This is a genomic window from Psychrobacter sp., from assembly GCF_041554015.1.
In the GTDB taxonomy this organism is placed as follows: Bacteria; Pseudomonadota; Gammaproteobacteria; order Pseudomonadales; family Moraxellaceae; genus Psychrobacter.
The window spans coordinates 1-23509 of sequence record NZ_JBFFMS010000041.1; the positions used below are offsets into that span (position 1 = coordinate 1).

The window sequence follows — 23509 nt, forward strand, 5'->3', positions numbered from 1 at the left end:
ATTTGGTGATTATGTTAGCTACACCATTAATATCACCAATAGTGGCAACTCTACCGCTTATGATGTGCAACTAAAAGACGCCCTACCACGTGGTTTTGCCTATGTGGATAGCAGCGTACGTATTGATAAAGCCCAAACGACTGAGTTTGAAACGGACGGCAAATACCAAGTTTTAAGTTTAGGTAATATGAATGCAGGCGAAACGAAAGACATTACTTATCGCGTCCTTATTGGTTCATCGGCATTAGGCGGTGACGGCATCAACCGTGCTACCGCCATTGCTACTACTGAGCAAGGTCAGAGCCTCGTATCACGAGAAGCCCAATGGAAGATTGAGGTTGAGCGCGGTGTCATGAACACTGACGGCATCATCATTGGGAAGGTTTACCACGATATCAACCGTGACGGCATTCAACAAAAAGAAGATGGCGAGCTTGGCGTTGCAGGCGTGCGCATCTATATGGAAAACGGCAACTTCGTCGTCACCGATCCTGAAGGTAAATATAACTTCTACGGCGTCAGCGCAAAAACTCACGTCCTAAAAGTTGACCGCACCACCATTCCTAACGCCACCGAAATGGTTACTCAAAGCAACCGCAATGCTGGCGATGCGGGTAGCCGTTTCGTTGATTTAAAATATGGCGAGCTACATCGTGCAGACTTTGCTATCGTTGGCGGGATGGGCGATAGCACTGAGCGCCTAAACGCAGAGCTGGTCGCGCGCAGCAAATCTGTCAGCGCTAAAAATGATAGTTTAGAACAAGCGGTAAAAACCGAGCTGGTGTTAGAGCCTGATTATAACCGCGACAATAAAGACAATGTCGATGCAAGCGGTTGTAAATCTAACGATGTCCTAGATGCCGGCATACAGTGCGACTCCGCCATCGTCAACGAAATGGTCAAGCCAACTGCCAATCGTGTCGATATGGCAGTGAAAACGATTGCTCCTCCGATAGAAAAAGAGCTTGAAGAATACTTAAAAGAAGTTTCTAACAATGACGTTGCCTTTATTAATCTTAGCGAAGGTCAGCAGCTCAGCACCTACAAGCAAATGGTGCAAGTACAAGCGCCACTAGGTTCTAACTTTACCCTATATACCAATGGCAAAGCCGTATCAGCAGAGCAAATCGGTAAAACCGCTGAGCAAGAAAAGCAAAAGGTGACGGCGTTTGATTATTATGCCGTCGATTTACAACGTGGCACTAACACCTTACGCGGTGTCGCGACTGACATTAATGGTAAAGTCATCTCTGAGCAAACTATCAAGGTTTTGACACCCGATAGCTTGCAAGCCATTGATTATCGCACGCAAAAACAATTGGTCGCCGCAGACGGCATCAGCGAATATCAAGTAGTGATTAGCCTAAAAGACCGTGACGGTCGCCCTTATATCGCCTCAACGCCGATTACAATTGACACCAATATCGGTCGTATCAATCTTAGCGATAGCAGTAAGGATCAAGCTGGCACTCAAGTCACCGTCTCTGGCGGCGAGCTACTGATACCCATCACCGCTCCAAGCGTACCGGGTAAAGGTGAGCTAGTGATTAACACGGGCAGCAGCAAACAAGTGATTCCGCTACAGTTCACCGCTCAGCTGCGCCCTCTTATCGCTGTTGGTATCGTCGAAGGTGCTATTTCGCTTAAAAACTTCGATGGCAGCAATATTACTGATGCCCAAGGTGCCTTTGAGCAAGAACTGCGTGAAATCGCTGGCAATGATAACTATTCAGCAATGGGTCGCGCGGCGATGTTCTTAAAAGGTAAGGTGCGCGGTGATTATCTACTGACACTAGCTTATGATAGCGATAAAAAAGGCGAACGCCTATTCCGTGATATCGAGCCGGGTGAATACTATCCTGTTTATGGCGATTCTTCAGCCAAGGGTTTCGATGCGCAGTCAACCAGCAAGCTTTATGTGCGCCTCGACAAAGGTCGCTCATTTGCCATGTATGGCGATTTAAAAACCCAAATTGATAACGACGAAGGTATCAAACTTGGTCAATACAACCGTAATTTAACGGGTTTAAAAGCGCAGTTTGAAGATAGTAACACTCGCATCACCGCGTTTGCCGCTGAAACCAGTACTTCACAGCGCGTTAACGAAACTCGTGGACTTGGTATTTCAGGTCCCTACCCGCTTGCCAATGATTTCGACGCGGTATTAGAAAACTCAGAAACCATCGAAGTCATCACCCGTGACGCCAATAACCCGGGGCGTATCGTGCGCCGTGAGACCTTGACGCGTTTTGCTGATTATGAAATCGACCCTATCAGCCGTAGCTTATATCTAAAGTCACCGATTGCCAGCCAAGATATCGATGGCAATCCTATCTACTTGCGCGTGACGGTCGAAGTCGACAAAGGCGGCGAGAAATATTGGGTTGGCGGTATCGCCGCCAAGCAGCAAGTGACGGATAAAATCGCCATCGGTGGCAGCTATATTAATAGTGACGACCCACTAAATAAAGAAGAACTTGCCAGCGTCAATACGGTGGTCAAATTTAACGATAAGCTAAAGCTGGTCGCAGAATATGCCAAAAATAAAGCAGAAAATCCAAACTCGCAGCCAAGCGATCAGATTAATGCCAAAGAGCTAGACGGTAAAGATACTGAAGGCGATGCACTGCGCATCGAGCTTGACTATGACGATAAGAAAAACACGCGTGCCAAAGCCTATTATAATGACACCGACGAAGGCTTCGTTACCGGTGCTTCGCCGCAAACCGCTGGACGCACTGAATCTGGCATCGAAGTCACTCATACGTTAAACGACAAAAAAACTGCGCTTAAATTGGAAGGTGTACATACAAAAGACCATACTACCGAGGCCAGTCGTCAAGGCCTACAAGCCAGTATTGAGCAGCGTTTGAGTCAAAACATCGTTGGCGAGATTGGCGTACGTTACTATAAGCAAGATGCCACTGCCGCCTCACGCAATACCCAAGCGGCAACCGATGTCTTAGATATTACTAACGATACCATCTTTAATGACGACATTATTAATCAATCAGCGCTTAATGGTGTAAGTAGTGCTGAAAAAGACATCGAGGGCACTACTGCCCGCGCCCGTCTCACCACGCGTTTGCCCAAGCTGAACAACTCATTGGTATTTGCCGAATACGAGCAAGATATTGAACACAGCTCGCGCAATGCCACTTCTATAGGCGGCGAAACGGCGCTTGGCAACCTAGGTCGTTTATACGCCCGTCATGATTTAATCAATAGCTTGTCTGGCAGCTACGGTTTAGACGATTCTGAAGAGCGCCAACGTACTGTTATCGGCTTTGATGCCACTTATATGAAAGATGGTAAAGTCTATAGCGAATACCGCATGCGTGATGCAATCAGCGCCCGCGAAGCTGAAGCGGCTATTGGTTTAAAGAATAAATGGTATGTGCAAAAAGGTTTGACCCTTAATACTTTACTTGAGCGTGTCGAATCGTTAGAAGGTGACAAAGACAGCACTGCAACTGCAGCAGGTTTTGGCGTTGAGTATTTAGCGAACGAAAATTACAAAGTATCAGGTCGCCTAGAAAAACGCTGGGGCGAAACTAGTGATACGCTGCTCGCTAGCGCAGGCGTTGCTTATCGTTATAATGATGAAGTTACTTTATTAGCCAAAGATATCTATTCAAAGGTTGATTACGATGATGGCCATCGTGCTATCAATCGCTTTCAGCTAGGCGCAGCCTTCCGTGATTACGATAGCAATCAGCTTGATATGCTGGCCAAGCTTGAATATCGCTTAGACGATAATGCAACTGGTGATGACCCTTATAAAAAGGATGCCATTGTATGGTCATGGAGCGGTAACTATCATCCAACGCGTCCATTGACGCTATCAGGTCATTATGCCGGTAAATATACCGAATACGATGCTCAAGGTATCATCAGTGACAATACTGCTCATGCTGTGTACGCTCGCGGCTTATATGATATTAGCGAGCGCTGGGATATTGGTTTACAAGCAGGGACTTACTGGAATAAGCAAGCCAATGATTTGGCTTATCTAGTGGGCGCAGAAATTAGCTATAGCCCAATGAACAATTTATGGTTATCACTTGGTTATAATTTCATGGGCTTTGAAGATGAAGACATCGCTTATGACGATACCACCATCGAGGGTGCATACTTTAGATTACGCTTCAAATTTGATGAAGACCTATTTAAACGTGAAGACAATCGTAAAAATGAGCGTGCAGTACCTGTAACCGCTATATTTTAGGACAGTCAATTAAAAACTCATCCTCTTAATTGACGCTTTTCTGGAATCCTCTGTCCTGATTTATACGCATCACAGCAGCATAAAGATGATGAACCCTTATTCCAATAGAGCGATATATTTAAAGTAAATTGACTATAGCATTTGATAAGCGATAAAATCAGTCTCAATATTGCCAGCACCGACACTTATCAGCTTCCTATTTACTAAAAGGTTTTCGCGTTATGCTTTACTCTACTATTAAAGTAGCTACTTATAAAAATCCAATATGTGCTGCGTTTTCAGCTGTTTTGCTATTATCAATGACCTCATGCGTATCAAACACAGCTACCGTTCATCAAAACAGGGTAAATGCCACGACTGCAAACACCTCAGATTACTGCCAAAGTCAGGATTTAGAAGCGACGCACAAAAACCAGAATACACAGCAGCGTGCGATGAGCTGTATGTTAGCACAGTTACAGCATTATCAGCAAAAAGACAAAACGGCGCAGCAACAGTATTTTGCTTATAAAGCCCAAGCATGGCTCAATTATGCCATCCATAAAGACAGCATGTATAGTCGCTCACCTGCCGGATTAGAAGCGGCAAAATCTGCAGAAGTTATTTTACAAGCATTAAAAAATGGTTCAGAAAACGATCTCGTTCTTATCCAAGATATATCTGCGTCATCAGCTCTTATGCGCCCTGATTTATGGGCAACGCTAAGTGCTCTCAAAGACAGCGGCGGTATCATAAGTGCACCCCGTGAGATCGCATTTAGTGAAGTGGCGTTAATCTGGGCGGCAACTGATCAGTGTGAACATAATTCGCGCCAAGCAGGCAGCCAGTTTCGCATGGCAGACCGCTGGCTTGAACAAGCGCGCGAGGCTTTCGTCAATACTCATGACTCAAAAGCAAGCGTGGCATTAGAAGCGCTTATTGTACGTTATTATGAGCAATACTCGCCTTTCGATGCAAATGATGATCGCTGTAATGGACAAGTATTGCCGACGCTTGATCAAATATAGAGACATCAATCACTATTATTACTTTATCAAGCTCACTCATAAAAATTTAGCAAAAAAAATCCGGCACATGAATGTCGGATTTTTTTATGCTATCAGTCTACAAAAACTGACTAGCGGTTTTTACGTGGTAGCTTCTCTGGTAAGTAACAACGCAGATAAGCGATAGACGCCGTATTTGCCTCTTGCAGATACTTATCAGTAATACGCTCATGACGACGATAAGAAACCGTAAAGATCGCATTCACGATACTAAAGGTAATCAATAGCACATCTTGGATATCTTCAAACTTAGGCACTTCATAGCGCTCAGCCAAACGATCATAGACCAATTTGACTACTTGGTGATCCATATGCTCACCAAAACTGTCCCCTTCAAAATCAGGGGTATTGGTATCATAAATCAGCTTGGCTTTGGTTTGATCTTCATCAAAAATCTGTACGCAGCGATCAATCATCGCTGTCAGATATCCCTGCCATCTATCATACTTAACCGTCTCAACGGTTCTTAGTACGTCTAAGATATCAATAGCATTTAAAAAACGCAGCGCCAAAAATATGGCTTCAATATTCGGGAAGAAATGATAAGCAGACGCCCGTGGAATACCTGCTTCTTCGCAGACCGCAGCAAGCGTAATATCATTAATAGATTGAGTTTCACTCAATTTTTTGGCACCCATCAACAATTTTTGACGACGGGCGCGCCCTTGCTGACTGGTAAATTTAAACTTATTCGGCACCAGCTTTTTTGCCAGTTCTGAATCCACCAGTACATCTTCAATTTTGTCGTCTTTATTTTCAATCATGATAAATCTCTTAATGTTATGTCACATCTTTAAAAATATTTAGAAATATAGTGTTCATCGGATAGTATGCACCTTTAATCGAAAGACCATGTCTACCAAGCCTATATGGATTGATAACACCGCTACTACACTCAACGAAGAGGCATAATAAACGCTTGTACACTATCAAGCAAGGAACAAGCATAGCTTAAAAAAAATTCAGTCATTAATTATAAAATCGTGCTAATTGTGCAGCTTTATTTTCGCTCTTATAATACCATGGTCGATCACTCTATCTGCGTAATCCCACTTTAAATGATCATTAAAGTAGTCAACCCGTTCAACCTGACCGAGCGAAAACTTACTATCAGGTAAAAATTCTTCGGACACAAATAACTGATCAATCACTTCTGGCATACCTTGATAGATATGCGTGTATGCCACATCTTTCATCCAACCATAACGGCCTTGGATACGAGCCGCATCAAACAGAGCAACGTCTCGCATACTCTTGTCATAATTGACCTCGCCAGTCTCAGTCATCAGCTGAGTGGTCACACTTTCAGTCACATCATTCATATCCCCAAGTAAAATCAGGGGCTCACGGGTATGCTGCAATCTGTCTATGATAAAAAGCCTAATGGAAGCGGCTTCTGCTGCACGCATGCACAAACTACGCAACTTGGCACGAATACGGATGCTTGGGTCATCCATATCTTCTAACAAATTACCCGCCTCATCACGTAAGAAAAAAGCACGTTTACTCTTTAGATGAGCGGTAATAATCGTTATCGGCTGACCAAATGCATCCACACGCAGCATAAGGGGCGGACGATTAAAGCGCTGATAAGGACCAATATCTGGGATATCAATAACCGCTTTTGGGGCAATCTCTTCTAGCAATTTAGTCTCTAAATGCGTAAACCGACTAATAATACCAACAGCGGGCGTATTTTGCGCCCCGCTACCTTGCGTATAGGGATTGGCGCTATCATTACTTGCCAGCGGTATAACGACATGCTCAGGCTTAAAGCCCAATAATACTGCCAATGCTTCAAGTGCCTCGCTATCCCAGACTTCTTGGACCGCAATGATATCAGCATGTGCCTTTGATAATAAATCCGTGATACCTTGTAACTTATGTTCGTATTCGCGATTACTGTAAACAGGTGCATTTGGATAATATAAACGATTGGGATTGGCAAAATTGAGCAAGTTAGCAGTTGCTATATAAAACTGCTTATGACTATTTTCATTATTACTGGACATAAACTGCCTCTTGTTATTTTTAACTATGGGGTCTCACTGTTATTTACAAGCTAATTAATTTAGATAATGAGGCATATTATATATTCATACATATTAATATACAGCAAAAAAGCCTCCAAAGAAATCTTTGGAGGCTCTAAAATAGCATAAATTCGAATTATTGTGTTTGTTAACAACAACTGTCTACAATCGCACTAAGCCTAGTAATATAACAGCAAGCTTTAGTCGTGTTTGCTTAGAATATATAGACTATTAATATTACTTAAACCTTATTAAAAAAATAAGAAGGTATCAAGAAAGAAATGTTAAGAAATACGATTCCATGCGTCACGAGATGCTCGACGCGCATCATTCCATTCCATACGTGACTCGCCTTTTACTTCATTCCATGAGCGCTCTAAATCTGCTTCATGATCTTCAAATCGAGCATCAGCAGGGTAACGCGCGCGGTTGGCATAACCGACGGCATAAGCTGGATGTAGGTCACGGTCAAAATCATGACCTTCTCGATAATAATCAGCATTGGCATATTCTGCACGCCAGTAAGCCTCTTCGCGGGTTGGGTCAATCGCCTCAGCTGCCGCATGACCTGCACCGCCACCAACGATAGCCCCAATAGCGCCACCAATCAGTGTCCCTAAAGGACCTGCCATGGTACCAATAGCCGCACCTGCTGCTGCACCACCAAGACCACCAAGACCTGTGCCGACCGGATGCGAGCCTGGCTCACCCGTGATTGGATCAGCATTTAAGTCGCTTCGTGCTTCTTTTGACATATGTTTGACATCACTACGATCGATTGCATCATGATCATCTATCATATTGTCATTTTCATGTCTAATCACAGTATTATTGATTGTGTGATCATTGCCCGTTAATCGGCGCTCGTTATCATCGATAATACGCTCTCTATCGCCTACTTCAAGATAGTCATCAGCAACCACACGGTTATTTGGGTCTGTTATATTGTTATTCATAAGATCATCCTTAATTAATTTATTAGATATTCTGTTTATTATCAATCTGCTTTTTATCATATGGCTATGATGTGAAAAAGCCGCTTAAAACGGATTGCTTGTTTATCAACTCCAGTAAAGTATATGAAGTGATAGCGCTCATAAATAGGTTGAATATGTTAACTGTGTCAAAGTTAGGATGACCTTACGTTACTGTCTGTATCTAGATCTAAGTTTTATCATTTGCCATAAGTGTTTACGTTAACTGGTCATAAATTAAGTACCGCTAAATCAACACTGACCATTCAAATCAGGAGATATTAGTACTCTATGAAATTGTCATCACATAGGCAGTAATGCCCTACTAATCGCCCGTTGCCATTTATTCAGGTGTTGTTCACGTACATCGGCAGACATACTTGGCTCAAAAACGCGGTCTACCTGCCATGACGCGTGCATCGTGGCATCATCATATAAACCTGTTTTTATACCAGCAAGTAACGCAGCTCCCTTAGCGGTAATCTCTGTGTCTCGTGGGCGCAGTACCGGTACGCCTAGTAAATCTGCTTGGAACTGCATCAATAAATCGTTGTTTGCAGCGCCACCATCTACCCTAAGCTCAGTCAGTGGCTGCGGGCTGTCTTTTTGCATAGCAATGAGCACATCATAGGTCTGATAAGCAACAGCCTCGAGCGCTGCTCGCGCAATATGCGCTTTGGTCGTCCCGCGGCTCATACCAGTGATACTGGCACTGATATCTGAGCGCCAATAAGGGGCTCCAAGCCCTGTAAAAGCTGGCAGCAATACTACCTCTTCGCTGCTCTCAACCTGCTTTGCCAAGTCCTCAACTTCACCGCTTTTTTGGAACATACCCAGATTATCCCGTAGCCATTGAACGATTGCACCAGCCATGAATACACTGCCTTCTAGGGCATACGTCACTTCCCTGTTGGGCGGCTGTAGCATACGTTTGCCAGATTGCACGATTTGCTCAAACGAGAGACCGTCCGGACGAGTTGGTGCTGATTTTCGTTGCCATGCAATGGTCGTAAGCAGCTTATGTTCACTGAGCAGCGGCTGTTGCCCGATATTCATCAGCATAAAACAGCCTGTGCCATAAGTGTTTTTTGCCATGCCTGCTTTGAGACAACCTTGACCGAAAAGTGCTGCTTGCTGATCGCCCAATACCGCATGTATAGGAATTTGCTTGGCAAACAACCCTTTTTTGGTTTTACCAAAGTCACCATCCGATGGCAAAACCTTGGGTAAAATATTCATAGGGATACCAAATCGGGCGCACAATTCCTCTGACCATGCCAGCTTATGGATATCATATAACAAGGTACGACAAGCATTGGTCACGTCAATGACATGCTCACCACCTGTAAGCTTATATATTAGCCAACTGTCTATCGTACCAACTGCTACCTCACCCTTACTAGCACGTACGCTCAATTTGGGATTTTGCTCTAGTAGCCAAGCGATTTTACTGGCGCTAAAGTATGGATCTAAACGCAAACCAGTAATACGTCGTACTTCGCTTGCCATATTGCTTTGGTCATCATGGCTACTCGTAACACCTTGCGGCGTGTCTGTTAAGCTCTTAGCAGCAAGCGCTTGACAGTAGCTTGCCGTACGCCTATCTTGCCAAATAATGGCTGGCGCAAGCGGCTTGCCCGTTAGCTTATCCCACATGACAATAGACTCGCGCTGATTGGTAATGGCGATACTGCCAACATCGATGGCAAGTAGCCCTGCCTGATTGATAACGTCATGGGCACAGCTGATTTGCGTCTGCCAGATTTGCTGGGCATCTTGCTCCACAAAACCAGCTTGCGGCGTTTTTAGAACCGTTGGCTGCTGTACCATTTTGATTGGGCGCGCATGATCATCGTACAATATCGCTCGACTCGATGTGGTTCCTTGATCTAATGCTAAAACATATCCTGCCATGGCTCATATCTCATCTGGTCTTATTCGCGTCTAATATAGTCATTCAATATTAAAACAATATAGCGAAACTGGGATAAATGTTATCCAGCCTCTATCGATACAGGCATAGCATGCCAGAAAAATTTACACCAACTCCGCATTGCTATACAAGGTATCTTTTATTTGGCATAGACCATATCATTATTTATTCATAATAAATTTATAAAATCTAACATTCAATATAGTTCAATATAGATAGTGCTATTCATTTAATAAACGGCACTTACAAAAAACTTAAGCTTATAAGATAGATAAAATCAGAGAAAAAACAAGTTATTAGCCTATATCCGCTGTTTAATAAATAATGCTATTATTTATTACGTTGCCAAGCACTACCATAAACCCTTTGCTGTTACAATGCACAATAAGCAAATAGTGAGCATTGACCCGTCACCATTGTGGCACTAAAGTGTACGCTTTGTTATCCCTAACAGATATTAGATCGAATCATATTTGACCATCTAGTCTATCTGACAACGCATCCTGCCTGTTATTTAGCTTAGATGGTCTTTAGCATAAAACATACTCAGCATAACCAATCCTGTTTATGTCCGGCATATGATTTTAAATACCTGTTGATTTGCACCTTGTATTTTAATTAATGGCTTACGTGACCTATGAAATTTGTTCTATCGACTCTGTCCGCTGCTATGATGACGATGACGCTCTTTGGCATAGCGGCGACTACTGCCGCACGCGCTGATGAGCACATGAGTGAGTCGCAAAACGAGGTAATAGCGGTCAATGTGACACAGATTGTTGATGCTGACAATCAAAACCCTACATCAAGTGCGCTTGAGGGGATCAATCAAGACCTCACCTCTAAAACGGCATCCTCTAACAGTGCAGCTGTTGCGAACAAATCTGCTGTAGGCACGCTTATTGATCCTATTACCCATAAAAGCATAGAAAACAGCTATCCATTAGAAGTATCTAGTCTTCTAAGTCTTGAGCAGGCACAGAATATCTTGCTGCAAGTTTCACCGAAAATCGCTGCCAATCAAGCGGCTATTGCCGCCAGCGAATATCAAACAGATGCGCTTAAAACCATCGATCATCCACTCGTATTCGCTCGTGTTTCAGCCACTGCTTACAACTTGGATGCGGACATTGATTTATCATCGCTGAAAAACGGCATCGTTAATGATATTAATACTGGTGTTGGTGATATTATCCCTCCCATTCCAGATTTACCAAATTTTGGTGAATTGGTTGGTGAGCGTATCCCAGATAACTATGAGTTAAAACGCTCAGGCTCTACGGCGGGCGCAGGTCTTGGGGTAGTATGGCCTATTTATACTGCTGGACGTACTGCCGCTTTGACAGGCGCGTCCAATGCTCGTACCCAAGAAGCAGTCGCTGACAGTATATTGGACAAAAATGAGCTTTATAACACCTTGATTGAGCGTTATTTTAAGGCACAATTGGCAATCATAGCCGCCTACTTGCGCGACGATGCCTATGATACCTTACAGCAGACTGACCATATGGCGCAGCGGCTTTTTGAAGAAGGCTTTATATCGCGAGTTGATCGCTTGGAGGCGCAATCAGCACTGGCTGATGCCAAAAGCGAGTCCGTCAATGCCAATAATGATGCGCGCCTTGCCATGATGGCGCTCCAGCGTTTGCTGCGCACTGAGTATCGTATCAAACCTCGTACGCCTTTGTTTGTTTCAAGCCGCCCCTTACCGGACGTTAACTACTTTCAAGATTTGGCGCTGAACCATCATCCAGGTCTACAAAAAGTCGCTGCAAAACGCGCGCAGGCTCAGCAGTTGCATGCGCTATCAGATACGGGTTACAAACCAACTGTGATGCTATATGGCTACGGGCAAATCGAAAAAGACCCAAGCTGGGTCGCGGGCGTATCAGCAAGTTGGAAACTATGGGGTGGTCTGGATAAAACCGCCTCGCTGGCATCAAGTAACGCCAAAATACGCCAAGCCGACTTGTCTGAGATTGAAGTTAGTGACAATCTATTATTGCTGGTCGAAAAAAACTGGCATGATGTCAATAACGCCCAATCGCGCTATCAAGCCTTGCAGAGCAATGTAGAGCTTGCAGCCGAGGTCTTGCGTTTACGCAGGCTTGGACTGCAGGAAGGCGTGAATACACCAGTCGAGGTTGCCCAAGCGCAAACGCAGTCACTAAAGGCACGTACCGAGCAAGCGCAAGCGGCTTATAGCTATGTTCAGTCACTTGCTGCCCTTATGCAGAGCTGCGGTACGCCCCTTGCCTTTAATGCCTATCTCAATGCCGCCGATATTCGGCTACCCACTTTATATGACAAATAACATCATCTATTTATCGTCTTAACCATATCAGACGATAAACGATTTATTTTGCTTATTACCGACTTTATTGCTTTAGGAATCTCACTGTCATGACTGAATCTAACAACGAATCAGGCGACTCGCGCAAACTAGATGGCTCAAACACAGCGGCTGAATCAACCCATATGAATAATAAGCCCATGCCCCATGACTCTGCGGTTGATGGAAGTGATACTGATGCGTTCAAGAGTGATATTGATGGTAGCACTGACACTAGCGCTGAGCATGAGCATGAGCAAACAGTGCCAAACTATCAGCGCCAATCCGTAAGAAACGATAAATCAGCAAAGATTAAAAAGGCTATTTTGGCGTTGGTTATTTTGATAATCCTAGGCGCAATTGCTTATGGTTTATATAAAAGCAATCAGCATAGTGAGCCGCAAGTCATCACCCTTCAAGGGCAAATGCAAATGCAGCAAACGTCTATCGCGGCAAAAGTACCCGGACGGATTGCAAATATTTTGGTCACAGAAGGTGATGCGGTAACGGTTGGACAACAACTGATAGAGATGGACTCGCCTGAGATTAACGCAAAAATCAATCAAGCACGTGCCGGTAAACAAATGGCCCAAAGCCAGCTAGACAAGGCTGAAAATGGGGCGCGCCCGCAAGAAATCGCTCAAGCAAAAGCGGCTTGGCAAGCGCATAAAGCAGCCTCTGACTTGGCAGAAAACACCTATCAGCGCGTCAATCGTTTGTATAAAGAAGGACTGATGGCACGACAAAAAAGCGATGAAGCTTATGCGCAATATTTAGCAACCCAAGACCAAACTGAAGCTGCACGCCTACAATATGAGCTAGCGATGGAAGGCGCGCGCAGCGAAGATAAATCAGCGGCGACGGCACAAGTTGCCCAAGTCGATGCGCAATTAGAGGAAGCATTGGTCGCAAAAGAAGAAGCCAATTTGAAAAGCCCTATCTCAGGTGTCGTGGATAATGTCATCGTCAATGCTGGTGAGGTCATTGGTCAAGGTGTGCCCCTGCTAACCTTAGTCAATACCAACGACCAATGGGTGGTGTTAAACGTCACCGAAACGTATTTAAATCAATTTGCGATTGGTCAGCGCTTTATGGGTACAATTCCCGCTTTATCCTCACCTGAAAAGCCTTATACCAAGCAATTTACTGTTTATGCGACCTCAACCTTGTCAGACTTTGCCACGTGGCGGCCGACCAATAACAACGATGGTTTTGATGTGCGTACCTTTGAGGTCAAAGCCCGACCAACTACGCCGGATAGACGTATTCGCTCAGGCATGAGTGTGGTAGTACGTCTTAATCCTGCCCCCGTCAATCTGAACCAAGAGTAAGCCATGCGCCTGACGAAGCTAAAGGATGCTTTTGTACGCAGTGCGGCTTACGAGCGACGGTTTTTGGCCAAAAATCCGTGGGATTTGGCAATGGTGCTTTGGATACCGCTGACTACCGTGCTGCTGATTTGGTGGATATTTTCACAAATACAAATCACAGATTTGCCTATAGGGGTGATAGACAATGATCACGGTCCTGTTGCCAATACGGCGGTACGGTATTTGGAAGCCAATCCTAACCTGACGGTAAAACAGTTATATCACACCCCAGCTGCTGCAAAAGCAGCTATCTTGCAACGTGATATTTATGCAGTGGTCATTATCCCTGAGGACTTTTCTCGTAATATCTCATCGAGTAAGCCTGCTCCTATTATCTTGCAAGTTAATGCCCAGTACGGTACTCACTCTGGGATTATCCAAACCAGTGTACAGTCTGTCATCGGTACCTTATCAGCGGGCGTTGAGATGAAGCGCTTGGTCAAGCAAGGCATGGCACCATCGCAAGCGGCGATTGCCTACTCTCCTATTAGCATTCAGCGCATCAGCCTGTTCAATGCTGCCACCGATTATCAGCAATTTTTGGCATCGACGGTCATTCCTGCTCTACTACATATTTTGGCCATGGTGATTGGTGCTACAACGATCGGTCGTGAATTGCGTGATAAGCGCATCGGTCGCTGGTATCGCTTTATTGATGGCAGTCGTGCTCATTTGACCTTACCGCCTAATAATGAACTTCAATATAACGCAGCAGATAAGGTGTCAAACCGACCATTATCAACACCAACAAACGTAAGTATTTCGGTATTGATGTCTGCTTTATTGGGTAAATACTTTTGGCCGCTATTGGCTTATAGCCTATGGTCAGTATTGGCATTGTGGCTGGCAGCCCCGCAACAAGCCATTGCTACCATCGCGCTCATGGTCACCTATATCAGCCTTGTATTACTGATGATGTTATCTTTTTGGCTTGGCGCCATATTTACCTTAAGCTCCTTCTCATTGCGCATGGGTTTATCAGCGACGGGTTTTATCTCAGCGCCTTCTTATGCCTTTGCTGGCGTAACGTTTCCTTATGTCGCTATCAGTAAAAATGCCCAGCATTGGTCGGATGTGCTGCCACTCACTCATTATCTTAAGCTGCATATTGCCCAGTTACAGATGCAAGCGCCTGTCATGATATCCTTACCGATTGTCTATGGGCTGACGTTAGCGACGCTCATTGCCCTCTATTTAGCAGCTTTATTAAGCAAACGCGCATTAGCGCATCCTGAACGCTGGGGAGCACGCTGATGTCATCTGAATCAAATCATAAGTTATCTGCTACAACATTGCTATCAGAAGAGAATCTAGCATCACCAAGCTTCTTTGGCAGCTTTTTACAGACCATCAAAGACGTATTTTCTGATAAAGGGGTGCTGCTACTACTGATGATTGCACCGATTATTTATGGTTTCTTTTATCCTTGGCCCTATTCGACCGAAGTGGTCAATCACGTACCTGTTGGGATTGTTGATAAAGACAATAGCCCTTTGTCGCAAACCATCGTTCGCTATGCCAGCGCTAGCCCGCTGCTAGATACAAAGCGCTTTTTAAATGAGCAGCAAGCCATCGATGCCATATGGGCAGATGACATCGCAGGCTATATGATTATTCCAAGCGGACTTGAGCAGCAAGTATTGTCTGGCAAAGCTGCTAGCGTCAGTGTGCTTGGTAATGGTGGCTATTTTCTATTAAATAAAAACGTACAAATGGGCTTTTTACAAGCGGTTAGCACCGTCTCAGCAGGTATTGAGGTAAAGAAAAATGTGGCGCAAGGGGCGTATCTAGCGACCGCTGCGGCTAATACTCAAGCCGTGCCGTTAAAGATTATGCCTTTATACAATCAAACTGAAGGTTATGGCGCGTACGTGGTGCCCGCGGTGTCCATTCTTATTTTGCAGCAAACACTGTTGATGTCAACGGCGATGCTCATTGGCACATGGTATGAGCAGAGGCGACATAGAACCAATATTCGCGGCTGGCTTGGGCGTATTGCCGCGCTAAGTCTGTTTAGCTTTGTGATTGGCTGCTTTTATTATGGCTGGGCATTTGAGCTGCATGACTATCCGCGCGGACAAAATATGCTTGGCAGCTTGTTATTTTTGCTGCTATTTTGTCCGACAGTTGCCACGCTTGGCTGCGTGCTTGGGCTTTGGTTCCGCCAACGTGAGCGCAGTATGCAAATCCTGATTTTTAGCTCGTTACCGATGTTTTTTGTCAGCGGCTATCCGTGGCCCGCCCATCAACTTCCTGAATTCTTGCAAGTGATTCGTTGGTTATTGCCCACGACACCCGGTATCAATACCTCAGTGCAGCTTAATCAGATGGGTGCCAGTATTGCGCAGGTGGCAACAGGATTTTATGCATTGGCAGGATTATGGGCTTTTTACTTTATCCTACTTTTGCTGTTTCGCTGGGTTAATTCAGCGCGTAAAAGGGCTTATTAAGGTAAAAAATGATTTAAAAAAAGCGCCTGTATGATTACAGACGCTTTTTTATTGACTGGCTTTTACATCTTTAATGGCTAGAATACCCGATTAAGACCATTCAATGCCGCAACGCGATAGGCTTCCGCCATTGTTGGGTAGTTAAAGGTGGTATTGACAAAGTATTCAAGCGTGGCATTACATTTCATCACAGCTTGCCCAATGTGAATAATCTCAGAGGCATGATTGCCATAGCAGTGAATCCCTAAAATCTCTAACGTCTCACGGTGGAACAAGATTTTTAAAACGCCCGAGCGCTCACCGATAATTTGCGCACGCGCAAGATGCTTAAAGAATGCCTGACCGACTTCATAAGGGACTTTGGCATCGGTTAGTTCTTGCTCTGTTTTACCGATACATGAAATCTCAGGAATGGTATAAATACCCGTTGGCACACTTGATACCGGCTCTGCATCACTATCACCCACCATAAAGGCCGCGGCACAGCGCCCTTGATCGTAAGCCGCCGAGGCGAGTGATGGCCAACCGATAACGTCGCCCGCGGCATAGATATTTTTCACATCGGTACAGTACGTGTCATCAACTTTTAGCTGACCACGGCTATTGGCCTCTAGACCTAGGCACTCTAAGTTTAAACCTTCCGTGTTACCCGAGCGACCATTTGACCACAAAATGGCATCGGACTTAATTTTCTTGCCACTTTTAAGATGCAAAATCACACAGTCATCATGCGTTTCTAGATGGTCAATCTCTTCATTGCTGCGGATAACCACCCCAAATTGACGAAAATCATGGGCGATGGCGTCGCTGATTTCACTATCAAGATAGCTTAGCAGCTGGTTTTGGTTATTAATCAAATCCACTTTATAACCAAGACCAGTAAAGATAGACGCATACTCACAGCCAATCACGCCTGCGCCATAAATAATGATTTTCTTAACCACATAATCCATCTGGAGAATTTTATCAGAATCAAACACCCGTGGATGATTAAAGTCTAAAATATCAGGACGATATGGGCGGCTACCGACCGTAATAATGGCTTTATTAAAGGTAATAATTTCAAAGGTATTTTCATCAATCTCAACCCGTATGGTATTTTTATCGATAAAATTTGCCCAACCATGAATCACCTCGATTTGGTTACGCTCATAGAATCTGGTGTGCGTATGCACCTGTTGCAGAATGACTTTACGGGCTTTGGCAAGCACGATATTTAGCGGCACTTGATGATAGTCCATCGCTTTGGTAAACATCTGGTCACGGCGAAAGTTAATCAAGTTAAAAACCGATTGACGCAAAGCCTTACTTGGAATTGTACCAACGTGCGTACAGTTACCGCCTACTTGCTCACGCGGATCAATAACCACCACCTTCTTGCCGGATTTGGCAAGTTTCATGGCAGCCGCTTCACCAGCAGGACCTGCGCCCAGTACCACTGCATCATATTCAAACTCATGCTTGTCACTTTTTAGACGTTGTGAGTCTTTGGTAAAACCTGATTTTATATCGATACGTGTGTCATCTAACGGATTGACCAAATCTGGATGATGCATAATGTCTTCGGTCACTTGCTCATGCGTTTGCTCGATTTTCTCTTTCTTATTTTGACCCTCAGTATGCTCGGGGTTTGGCACACGCCCACTTTCCTTATTAGACACCTCAGTTTTAGTGTCTTTACCGGTATCATTGGTCGCGTCGCCTATCGTTTTACTTCCCATCGTGCCCTCTTTATTCATTGATGAATCTGTTTTTTAGCTCGTAGACGCCCTTATCTTTAAATGTTTAGATAAAAACATCAAGGGTGCTAAAGTGTGTTCACCATACGTGGTGAAACGTTATTTTGCAATATAGCTGAAGCTGCACCTATTATTATCAAAAAATGCCAATTGTTAAAAATAGAGATTGATCACCGCTAGCCAATACGGCGCTTTAAACCGGTCATTTGTAAGATGCGCGTAGCAATTTCTTCAACGGACATCTCTGACACATCCAAACTTGGAATCCCTTGCGAGGTATATATCCCCTGTATCGCACGCTGCTCTTGCTGGCATTGCTGATAGCTTGAGTAGCGACTACCCGCGCGGCGCTCTTGACGGATTTTCACCAAACGATCGGTATCGATAATTAGCCCAAATAGCTTATTTTTATGCTCACGCAGTGCTTTAGGTAGCTGGTTGTCGTTTAGATCTTCTTCGGTCAAAGGATAATTGGCGGCGCGAATACCGAACTGGAGTGCCAAATATAATGAAGTTGGCGTCTTACCAGAGCGCGATACCCCAATCAAAATAATATCGGCTGCATGATAATGACGAGTACGCGCGCCATCATCGTTATCTAAGGCAAAATGCACCGCATCAATACGTTCTTTATAGGTCTCAGAGTCGACGTTATCATGTGCATGACCTGAGTGCCCATCTGGCTCCACGCCCGTCTCTTCTGCTACGCGACCAATAAGACCTTCATACATATCCAAATTACAACTGTGCGCCGAATTGATTTTCTCACGAATCTCAGGGCTGACAATGGTATCAAACACCAATGGTAGCAAACCATCGCGCTGATAAGCGGTATTGATTTGCACCACCGCATCTTCAGCACGTTCTAAGTTGTCCACGTAAGGCAATACTCGCGTCTCAAAGGGCACTGAAGCAAATTGGCTTAAAATAGCTCGACCAAGCGTTTCTGCGGTAATCGCCGTACCATCAGAGATAAAAAAAGCGGTTCTTATGTTTTGAGCGTTATCAACTTCTAATGCTTTCATATTTTGAATCGTAGAATTGGGTTGTGGTGACGAATGATTTACATACATAACGTTGATACCTTATTGTTAAATCCTTGGTTGAAACCTCAGTAGCAGCCTTTCATTTTTAGCATCTAGCGCTTCATAATGCGGTCATATGCGTCTCAAATTCCATCCTCATATTATACGCATAATAGACGCTCAATAGTAATCAATGTTACAGGCCCACCCTTAGACTGACATCGATTTTTTATGATTGTCTGACAGTAAAATCCCCAGTGATTATGTCGAGATTTATCAATCATCTAAATAAATATGTAGCAAATCTCACAATTTGTCGCTTTTTCATGATTTTTTTACGTCAAGCTATCGAATTTCTCAAAATATAGGAGTATAATCGACCATTATAATCTTTACTAAATAACCTTATTTTCTGGAGTTATCATGGCAGCGCAATCTACAGCACTTGTAATCAATCTAGATCAGTTAGGAAAAGACGACATTGAGATGGTTGGTGGCAAGAATGCCTCGCTTGGTGAAATGATCAGCCATCTATCTGATTTGGGTGTTAGCGTTCCGGGTGGCTTTGCTACTACTTCAAACGCGTTCAACCGCTTTTTGACAGAAACAGGTCTACTTGACAAAATTAACAGCGAGCTTAAAACCTTAGATGTTAATGATGTAAACAAGCTTGCTGAAACTGGCAAAAAAATCCGTACGTGGATTATTGAGCAAAAGCTGCCAAGTGACCTTGAGCAAGAAGTGCGTCAGTCCTTTGAAACCATGAGTGGCGGCGAAGATATCGCTGTTGCTGTGCGTTCTTCTGCCACTGCTGAAGATTTGCCAGATGCCTCATTTGCTGGTCAACAAGAAACTTTCTTGAACATTCGCGGTATTGATAACGTTCTAATCGCTATCAAAGAAGTATTTGCTTCTTTATATAATGACCGTGCTATCTCTTACCGTGTGCATAAGGGTTTTGAGCATGAAGGTGTTGCGCTATCTGCTGCTGTTCAACGTATGGTTCGCTCAGAAACTGGCGCTGCGGGCGTTATGTTCACCCTAGATACCGAAAGTGGTTTTGATCAAGTGGTCTTTATCACCTCAAGCTACGGCTTGGGCGAGATGGTTGTACAGGGCGCGGTTAACCCAGATGAATTCTATGTATCTAAGCAACTACTTGCCAACGGTAAACCTGCGATTATCCGTCGTAACCTAGGTAGCAAGCATAAGAAAATGATTTATGGTGATGAAGGTAGCACCACCAAATCGGTAAAAATTATTGATGTTGAAAAAGAAGATCGCATGCAGTTCTCTTTATCGACTGAAGAGCTAAACTCTCTTGCCAAGCAAGCGATGACCATCGAAAAGCATTATGGTCAAGCGATGGATATCGAGTGGGCAAAAGACGGTGATACCAATGAAATCTTTATCGTGCAAGCCCGTCCAGAAACCGTTAAGAGCCGCCAAGACAGCAATGTTATGGAGCGCTATATCATTAATACGGGCGATGCTAAAATCCTATGTGAAGGTCGTTCAATCGGTCAACGCATCGGCGCTGGTAAAGTACGTATCGTTAGCAACCTAAACGAGATGGATAAAGTACAAGACGGCGACGTCTTAGTATCAGACATGACCGATCCAGATTGGGAACCCGTCATGAAGCGTGCTTCTGCGATTATCACCAACCGTGGTGGTCGTACTTGTCACGCGGCTATTATCGCCCGTGAGCTTGGTGTTCCAGCTATCGTTGGTTGTGGTAACGCCACCGAATTATTGGTTGATGGTCAAGACGTCACCGTTTCTTGTGCTGAAGGTGATACTGGCTTTATTTATGAAGGTCAGATTGATTTTGAAGTACAGACCAACTCTGTTGAATCTATGCCAGAGCTTGCGTTTAAAGTGATGATGAACGTGGGTAACCCAGATCGCGCCTTCTCATTTACCCAAATGCCAAACGAAGGTATCGGTCTTGCGCGCTTAGAGTTCATCATCAACCGTATGATTGGTGTGCATCCAAAAGCCCTACTTAACATGAACAGCTTGCCACGTGAAATCGCCCAAGCGATCAATGAGCGTATCGCAGGATATGCGTCACCGGTGGATTTCTATGTAGATAAATTGGTTGAAGGTATCTCAACGCTGGCCGTTGCCTTTATGGATCAACCTGTTATCGTACGTATGTCAGATTTTAAATCTAACGAATATGCAAACTTACTTGGTGGTAAATTATACGAGCCATCAGAAGAAAACCCAATGCTTGGTTTCCGCGGTGCCAGTCGTTATGTATCTGACAACTTCCGTGATTGCTTCGAGCTTGAGTGTAAAGCACTAAAACGCGTCCGTGACGAGATGGGTCTGACCAACGTCGAGATTATGATTCCATTCGTACGTACCGTTGGCGAAGCCAAAGAAGTCATCGAATTACTAGCGAAAAACGGCCTAAAACGTGGTGAGAACGGTCTACGTGTTATCATGATGTGTGAGCTACCGACCAACGCCCTATTAGCAGATGAGTTCCTAGAGCACTTCGATGGTTTCTCAATCGGTTCTAACGATTTGACTCAGTTAACACTTGGTCTAGACCGTGACTCAGGTATTGTCTCACACCTATTTGATGAGCGTGATCCTGCGGTTAAGAAGCTATTGTCTATGGCGATCGAAGCGTGTAATAAAGCTGGCAAGTACATTGGTATTTGTGGTCAAGGTCCATCAGACCATCCAGATCTTGCTTTCTGGCTTATGGAACAAGGTATCAACTCAGTGTCATTAAATCCTGACTCAGTGTTAGATACTTGGTTCTTCTTAGCCGGTGAAGAAGCGAAGTAAGTCGTAACGTGACGTCACAACGTTAATTCATACCGTCATTTAAGATACAATCATTAGGGTCTATTTGATTTTTTCAAATAGACCCTAATATAATGTATAACCAATAGTGACTGAAAAGCAGTTTTTATAAACAGTGACTTAAGATATGACTAACTATGTAGGCAATTATGCAGATTTTCCTTGCTCGAAATAACGTACAAGCTGGTCCATACACGTTGGATCAGCTCAATATTATGCTCACCTCTGGTGAAGTGCTATTAGATGACTTGGTTTGGCATGAAGGCTTAGATCAGTGGCAGCGTGTGGGCAACTTGACCAACAATCAAGCCTTTTATCAGCCAACTCAAGTAACGCCGCCTGAGGTGAACGACTCTATCATCAATAATGTGACTGTCTTCCCAGAAGACGAGGCAGCAGATACCAATAAGGATCAACCATCGGTATCTCTAGATCGTCTATATGGTAAGCCTGAACGTTCGACGGACACCACCAAAAACAGCAAAGCAGATATGACGAACAATCGTCACTATAAGCCAAATAGCAACGTGTCATTAAATAAGTCGAGCGCAGCCAAAGCGGCTTCAGCGAAAGATAAAGTCATGGGAAATGTGGTACTGGCGCCTATCATGTCACGGATATTGGCAACAGCCCTGAATGCTTTACTGTATTTATTGGCTATTTTTCCGCTTGTCATGGCATTGACCAAGATGGATATCGACTATACTAAATTCCAAAATATCCAAGATATGGACGCCGCTTATCAATACTCAGTGACATTGATGGAGAGCTTACCTAGCAGCACCTTGATGATGTCTCAGGTTATGGTCTTTGGTCTGTTTGCCCTGCAGTTGTTGTTCATCACTTTACGTGGGCAATCTCTTGGGAAGCTGATTACGGGTATCCGTGTGGTTGATCAAACGACCCATCGCTTGCCCTCATTTTTAAAACTTATCGGTATGCGTACCTTTTTGTTATTTATCATTTATAACTTACTGTTTTCTTTTACCAGCTTTTTGGGTTTTGTTGTTGTCGCCATTCATTATTATATGGCCTCTAAAAGCCCTGAAAATATCGGTTGGCATGACAAGTTAGCCAAAACCTTGGTGGTCAAAGCAGATAGCAGTCAATTGATAAAAGAGCCAAAAATAAAATAAGCTTGTTTTTACTTATTCATATTCTCTTTGATAATTATTATAAAAAGCGGCGCAAAAGCGTTGCTTTTTTATTGGTAAAGAGATGAGGGATTTGATTAATAATTTTTATTGACAGCCGCTTGGTGATTAACCTTTGTGTTCATCAGCGACTACTGTTATAATACGGCGCTTTATAAACTAAGCTTATTCTTCTGTTAATTAGTTATCATAATAGGTAGGATTTGAGCTTACCTTATAAATCTCCTTGCTATTAACATAGGGTTAATAGCTACTAATCCGTAAGGAGTCATAATGCGACATTACGAACTGGTGTTACTTGTACACCCAGACCAAAGCGACCAAGTGGTCGGCATGGTTGAACGCTATATCAAGTTAGTTCAAGACAACAACGGCACAATCCATCGTCTAGAAGATTGG

Annotated in this window: 15 protein-coding genes; 9 read left to right on the forward strand and 6 right to left on the reverse strand. The window is 44.0% G+C overall.

Features of this window, described 5'->3' with window-relative positions; genetic code table 11:
- On the forward strand, positions 1-4228 hold a 4228-nt coding region (locus tag ABYU67_RS10245), incomplete at its 5' end, for an SdrD B-like domain-containing protein (RefSeq protein WP_372844899.1).
- 221 nt (positions 4229-4449) lie between these two features.
- Positions 4450-5235, forward strand: coding sequence for a hypothetical protein (locus ABYU67_RS10250; RefSeq protein WP_372844900.1), 786 nt, complete (start codon positions 4450-4452; stop codon positions 5233-5235).
- A 110-nt stretch (positions 5236-5345) separates the two neighbouring features.
- On the opposite strand, the gene ABYU67_RS10255 is transcribed toward ABYU67_RS10250, so the two are convergent.
- The 4 genes from ABYU67_RS10255 to glpK all read right to left on the reverse strand — a co-directional run bounded on the left by ABYU67_RS10255 (position 5346) and on the right by glpK (position 10195).
- Positions 5346-6038, reverse strand: coding sequence for a TetR/AcrR family transcriptional regulator (locus tag ABYU67_RS10255; RefSeq protein ID WP_372844901.1), 693 nt, complete (start codon positions 6036-6038; stop codon positions 5346-5348).
- 222 nt (positions 6039-6260) lie between these two features.
- On the reverse strand, positions 6261-7286 hold the full coding sequence (locus tag ABYU67_RS10260) for an endonuclease/exonuclease/phosphatase family protein (protein WP_372844902.1): 1026 nt from the start codon (positions 7284-7286) through the stop codon (positions 6261-6263).
- Between the two features lie 305 nt (positions 7287-7591).
- Complete coding sequence (locus tag ABYU67_RS10265; protein ID WP_372844912.1) at positions 7592-8107, reverse strand: hypothetical protein; 516 nt, start codon at positions 8105-8107, stop codon at positions 7592-7594.
- 477 nt (positions 8108-8584) lie between these two features.
- Complete coding sequence (gene glpK, locus ABYU67_RS10270) at positions 8585-10195, reverse strand: glycerol kinase GlpK (RefSeq protein WP_372844903.1); 1611 nt, start codon at positions 10193-10195, stop codon at positions 8585-8587.
- Between the two features lie 656 nt (positions 10196-10851).
- Between glpK and ABYU67_RS10275 the strand changes: the two genes are divergently transcribed.
- The 4 genes from ABYU67_RS10275 (at position 10852) to ABYU67_RS10290 (ending at position 16366) form a co-directional block, all read left to right on the forward strand.
- Positions 10852-12528 (forward strand): TolC family protein, encoded by a 1677-nt coding sequence (locus tag ABYU67_RS10275; protein WP_372844904.1) that lies wholly within the window; start codon positions 10852-10854, stop codon positions 12526-12528.
- Positions 12529-12617: 89 nt separating this feature from the next.
- Entirely contained in the window at positions 12618-13877 is a 1260-nt protein-coding gene (locus ABYU67_RS10280) for an HlyD family secretion protein (RefSeq protein WP_372844905.1), read from the forward strand.
- 3 nt (positions 13878-13880) lie between these two features.
- Positions 13881-15170 carry an ABC transporter permease gene (locus ABYU67_RS10285; protein ID WP_372844906.1) on the forward strand — a complete coding sequence of 430 codons (1290 nt, stop codon included), beginning with the start codon at positions 13881-13883 and terminating at the stop codon, positions 15168-15170.
- Positions 15170-16366, forward strand: a complete 1197-nt coding sequence (locus ABYU67_RS10290) for an ABC transporter permease (protein ID WP_372844907.1) — start codon at positions 15170-15172, stop codon at positions 16364-16366. The genes ABYU67_RS10285 and ABYU67_RS10290 overlap by 1 nt, the downstream gene beginning before the upstream one ends.
- A 77-nt stretch (positions 16367-16443) precedes the next feature.
- Here ABYU67_RS10290 and sthA read toward each other — a convergent pair whose 3' ends face one another.
- Positions 16444-18087, reverse strand: coding sequence for a Si-specific NAD(P)(+) transhydrogenase (sthA, locus tag ABYU67_RS10295; RefSeq protein WP_372844908.1), 1644 nt, complete (start codon positions 18085-18087; stop codon positions 16444-16446).
- A gap of 194 nt (positions 18088-18281) precedes the next feature.
- The gene (locus ABYU67_RS10300; protein WP_372844909.1) at positions 18282-19130 is read right to left on the reverse strand and encodes a pyruvate, water dikinase regulatory protein; all 849 of its coding nucleotides are present in this window, start codon (positions 19128-19130) and stop codon (positions 18282-18284) included.
- Between the two features lie 423 nt (positions 19131-19553).
- Here ABYU67_RS10300 and ppsA point away from each other — a divergent pair, with 423 nt between their 5' ends.
- The 3 genes from ppsA to ABYU67_RS10315 form a co-directional block, all read left to right on the forward strand.
- Entirely contained in the window at positions 19554-21938 is a 2385-nt protein-coding gene (gene ppsA / locus ABYU67_RS10305; RefSeq protein WP_372844910.1) for a phosphoenolpyruvate synthase, read from the forward strand.
- A 167-nt stretch (positions 21939-22105) separates the two neighbouring features.
- Positions 22106-23092: an RDD family protein gene (locus tag ABYU67_RS10310; RefSeq protein WP_372844911.1), complete on the forward strand. Its 987-nt coding sequence runs from the start codon at positions 22106-22108 to the stop codon at positions 23090-23092.
- 291 nt (positions 23093-23383) lie between these two features.
- Positions 23384-23509 (forward strand): 30S ribosomal protein S6 (locus tag ABYU67_RS10315; RefSeq protein WP_372844913.1); only part of this gene is annotated, 126 nt, incomplete at its 3' end.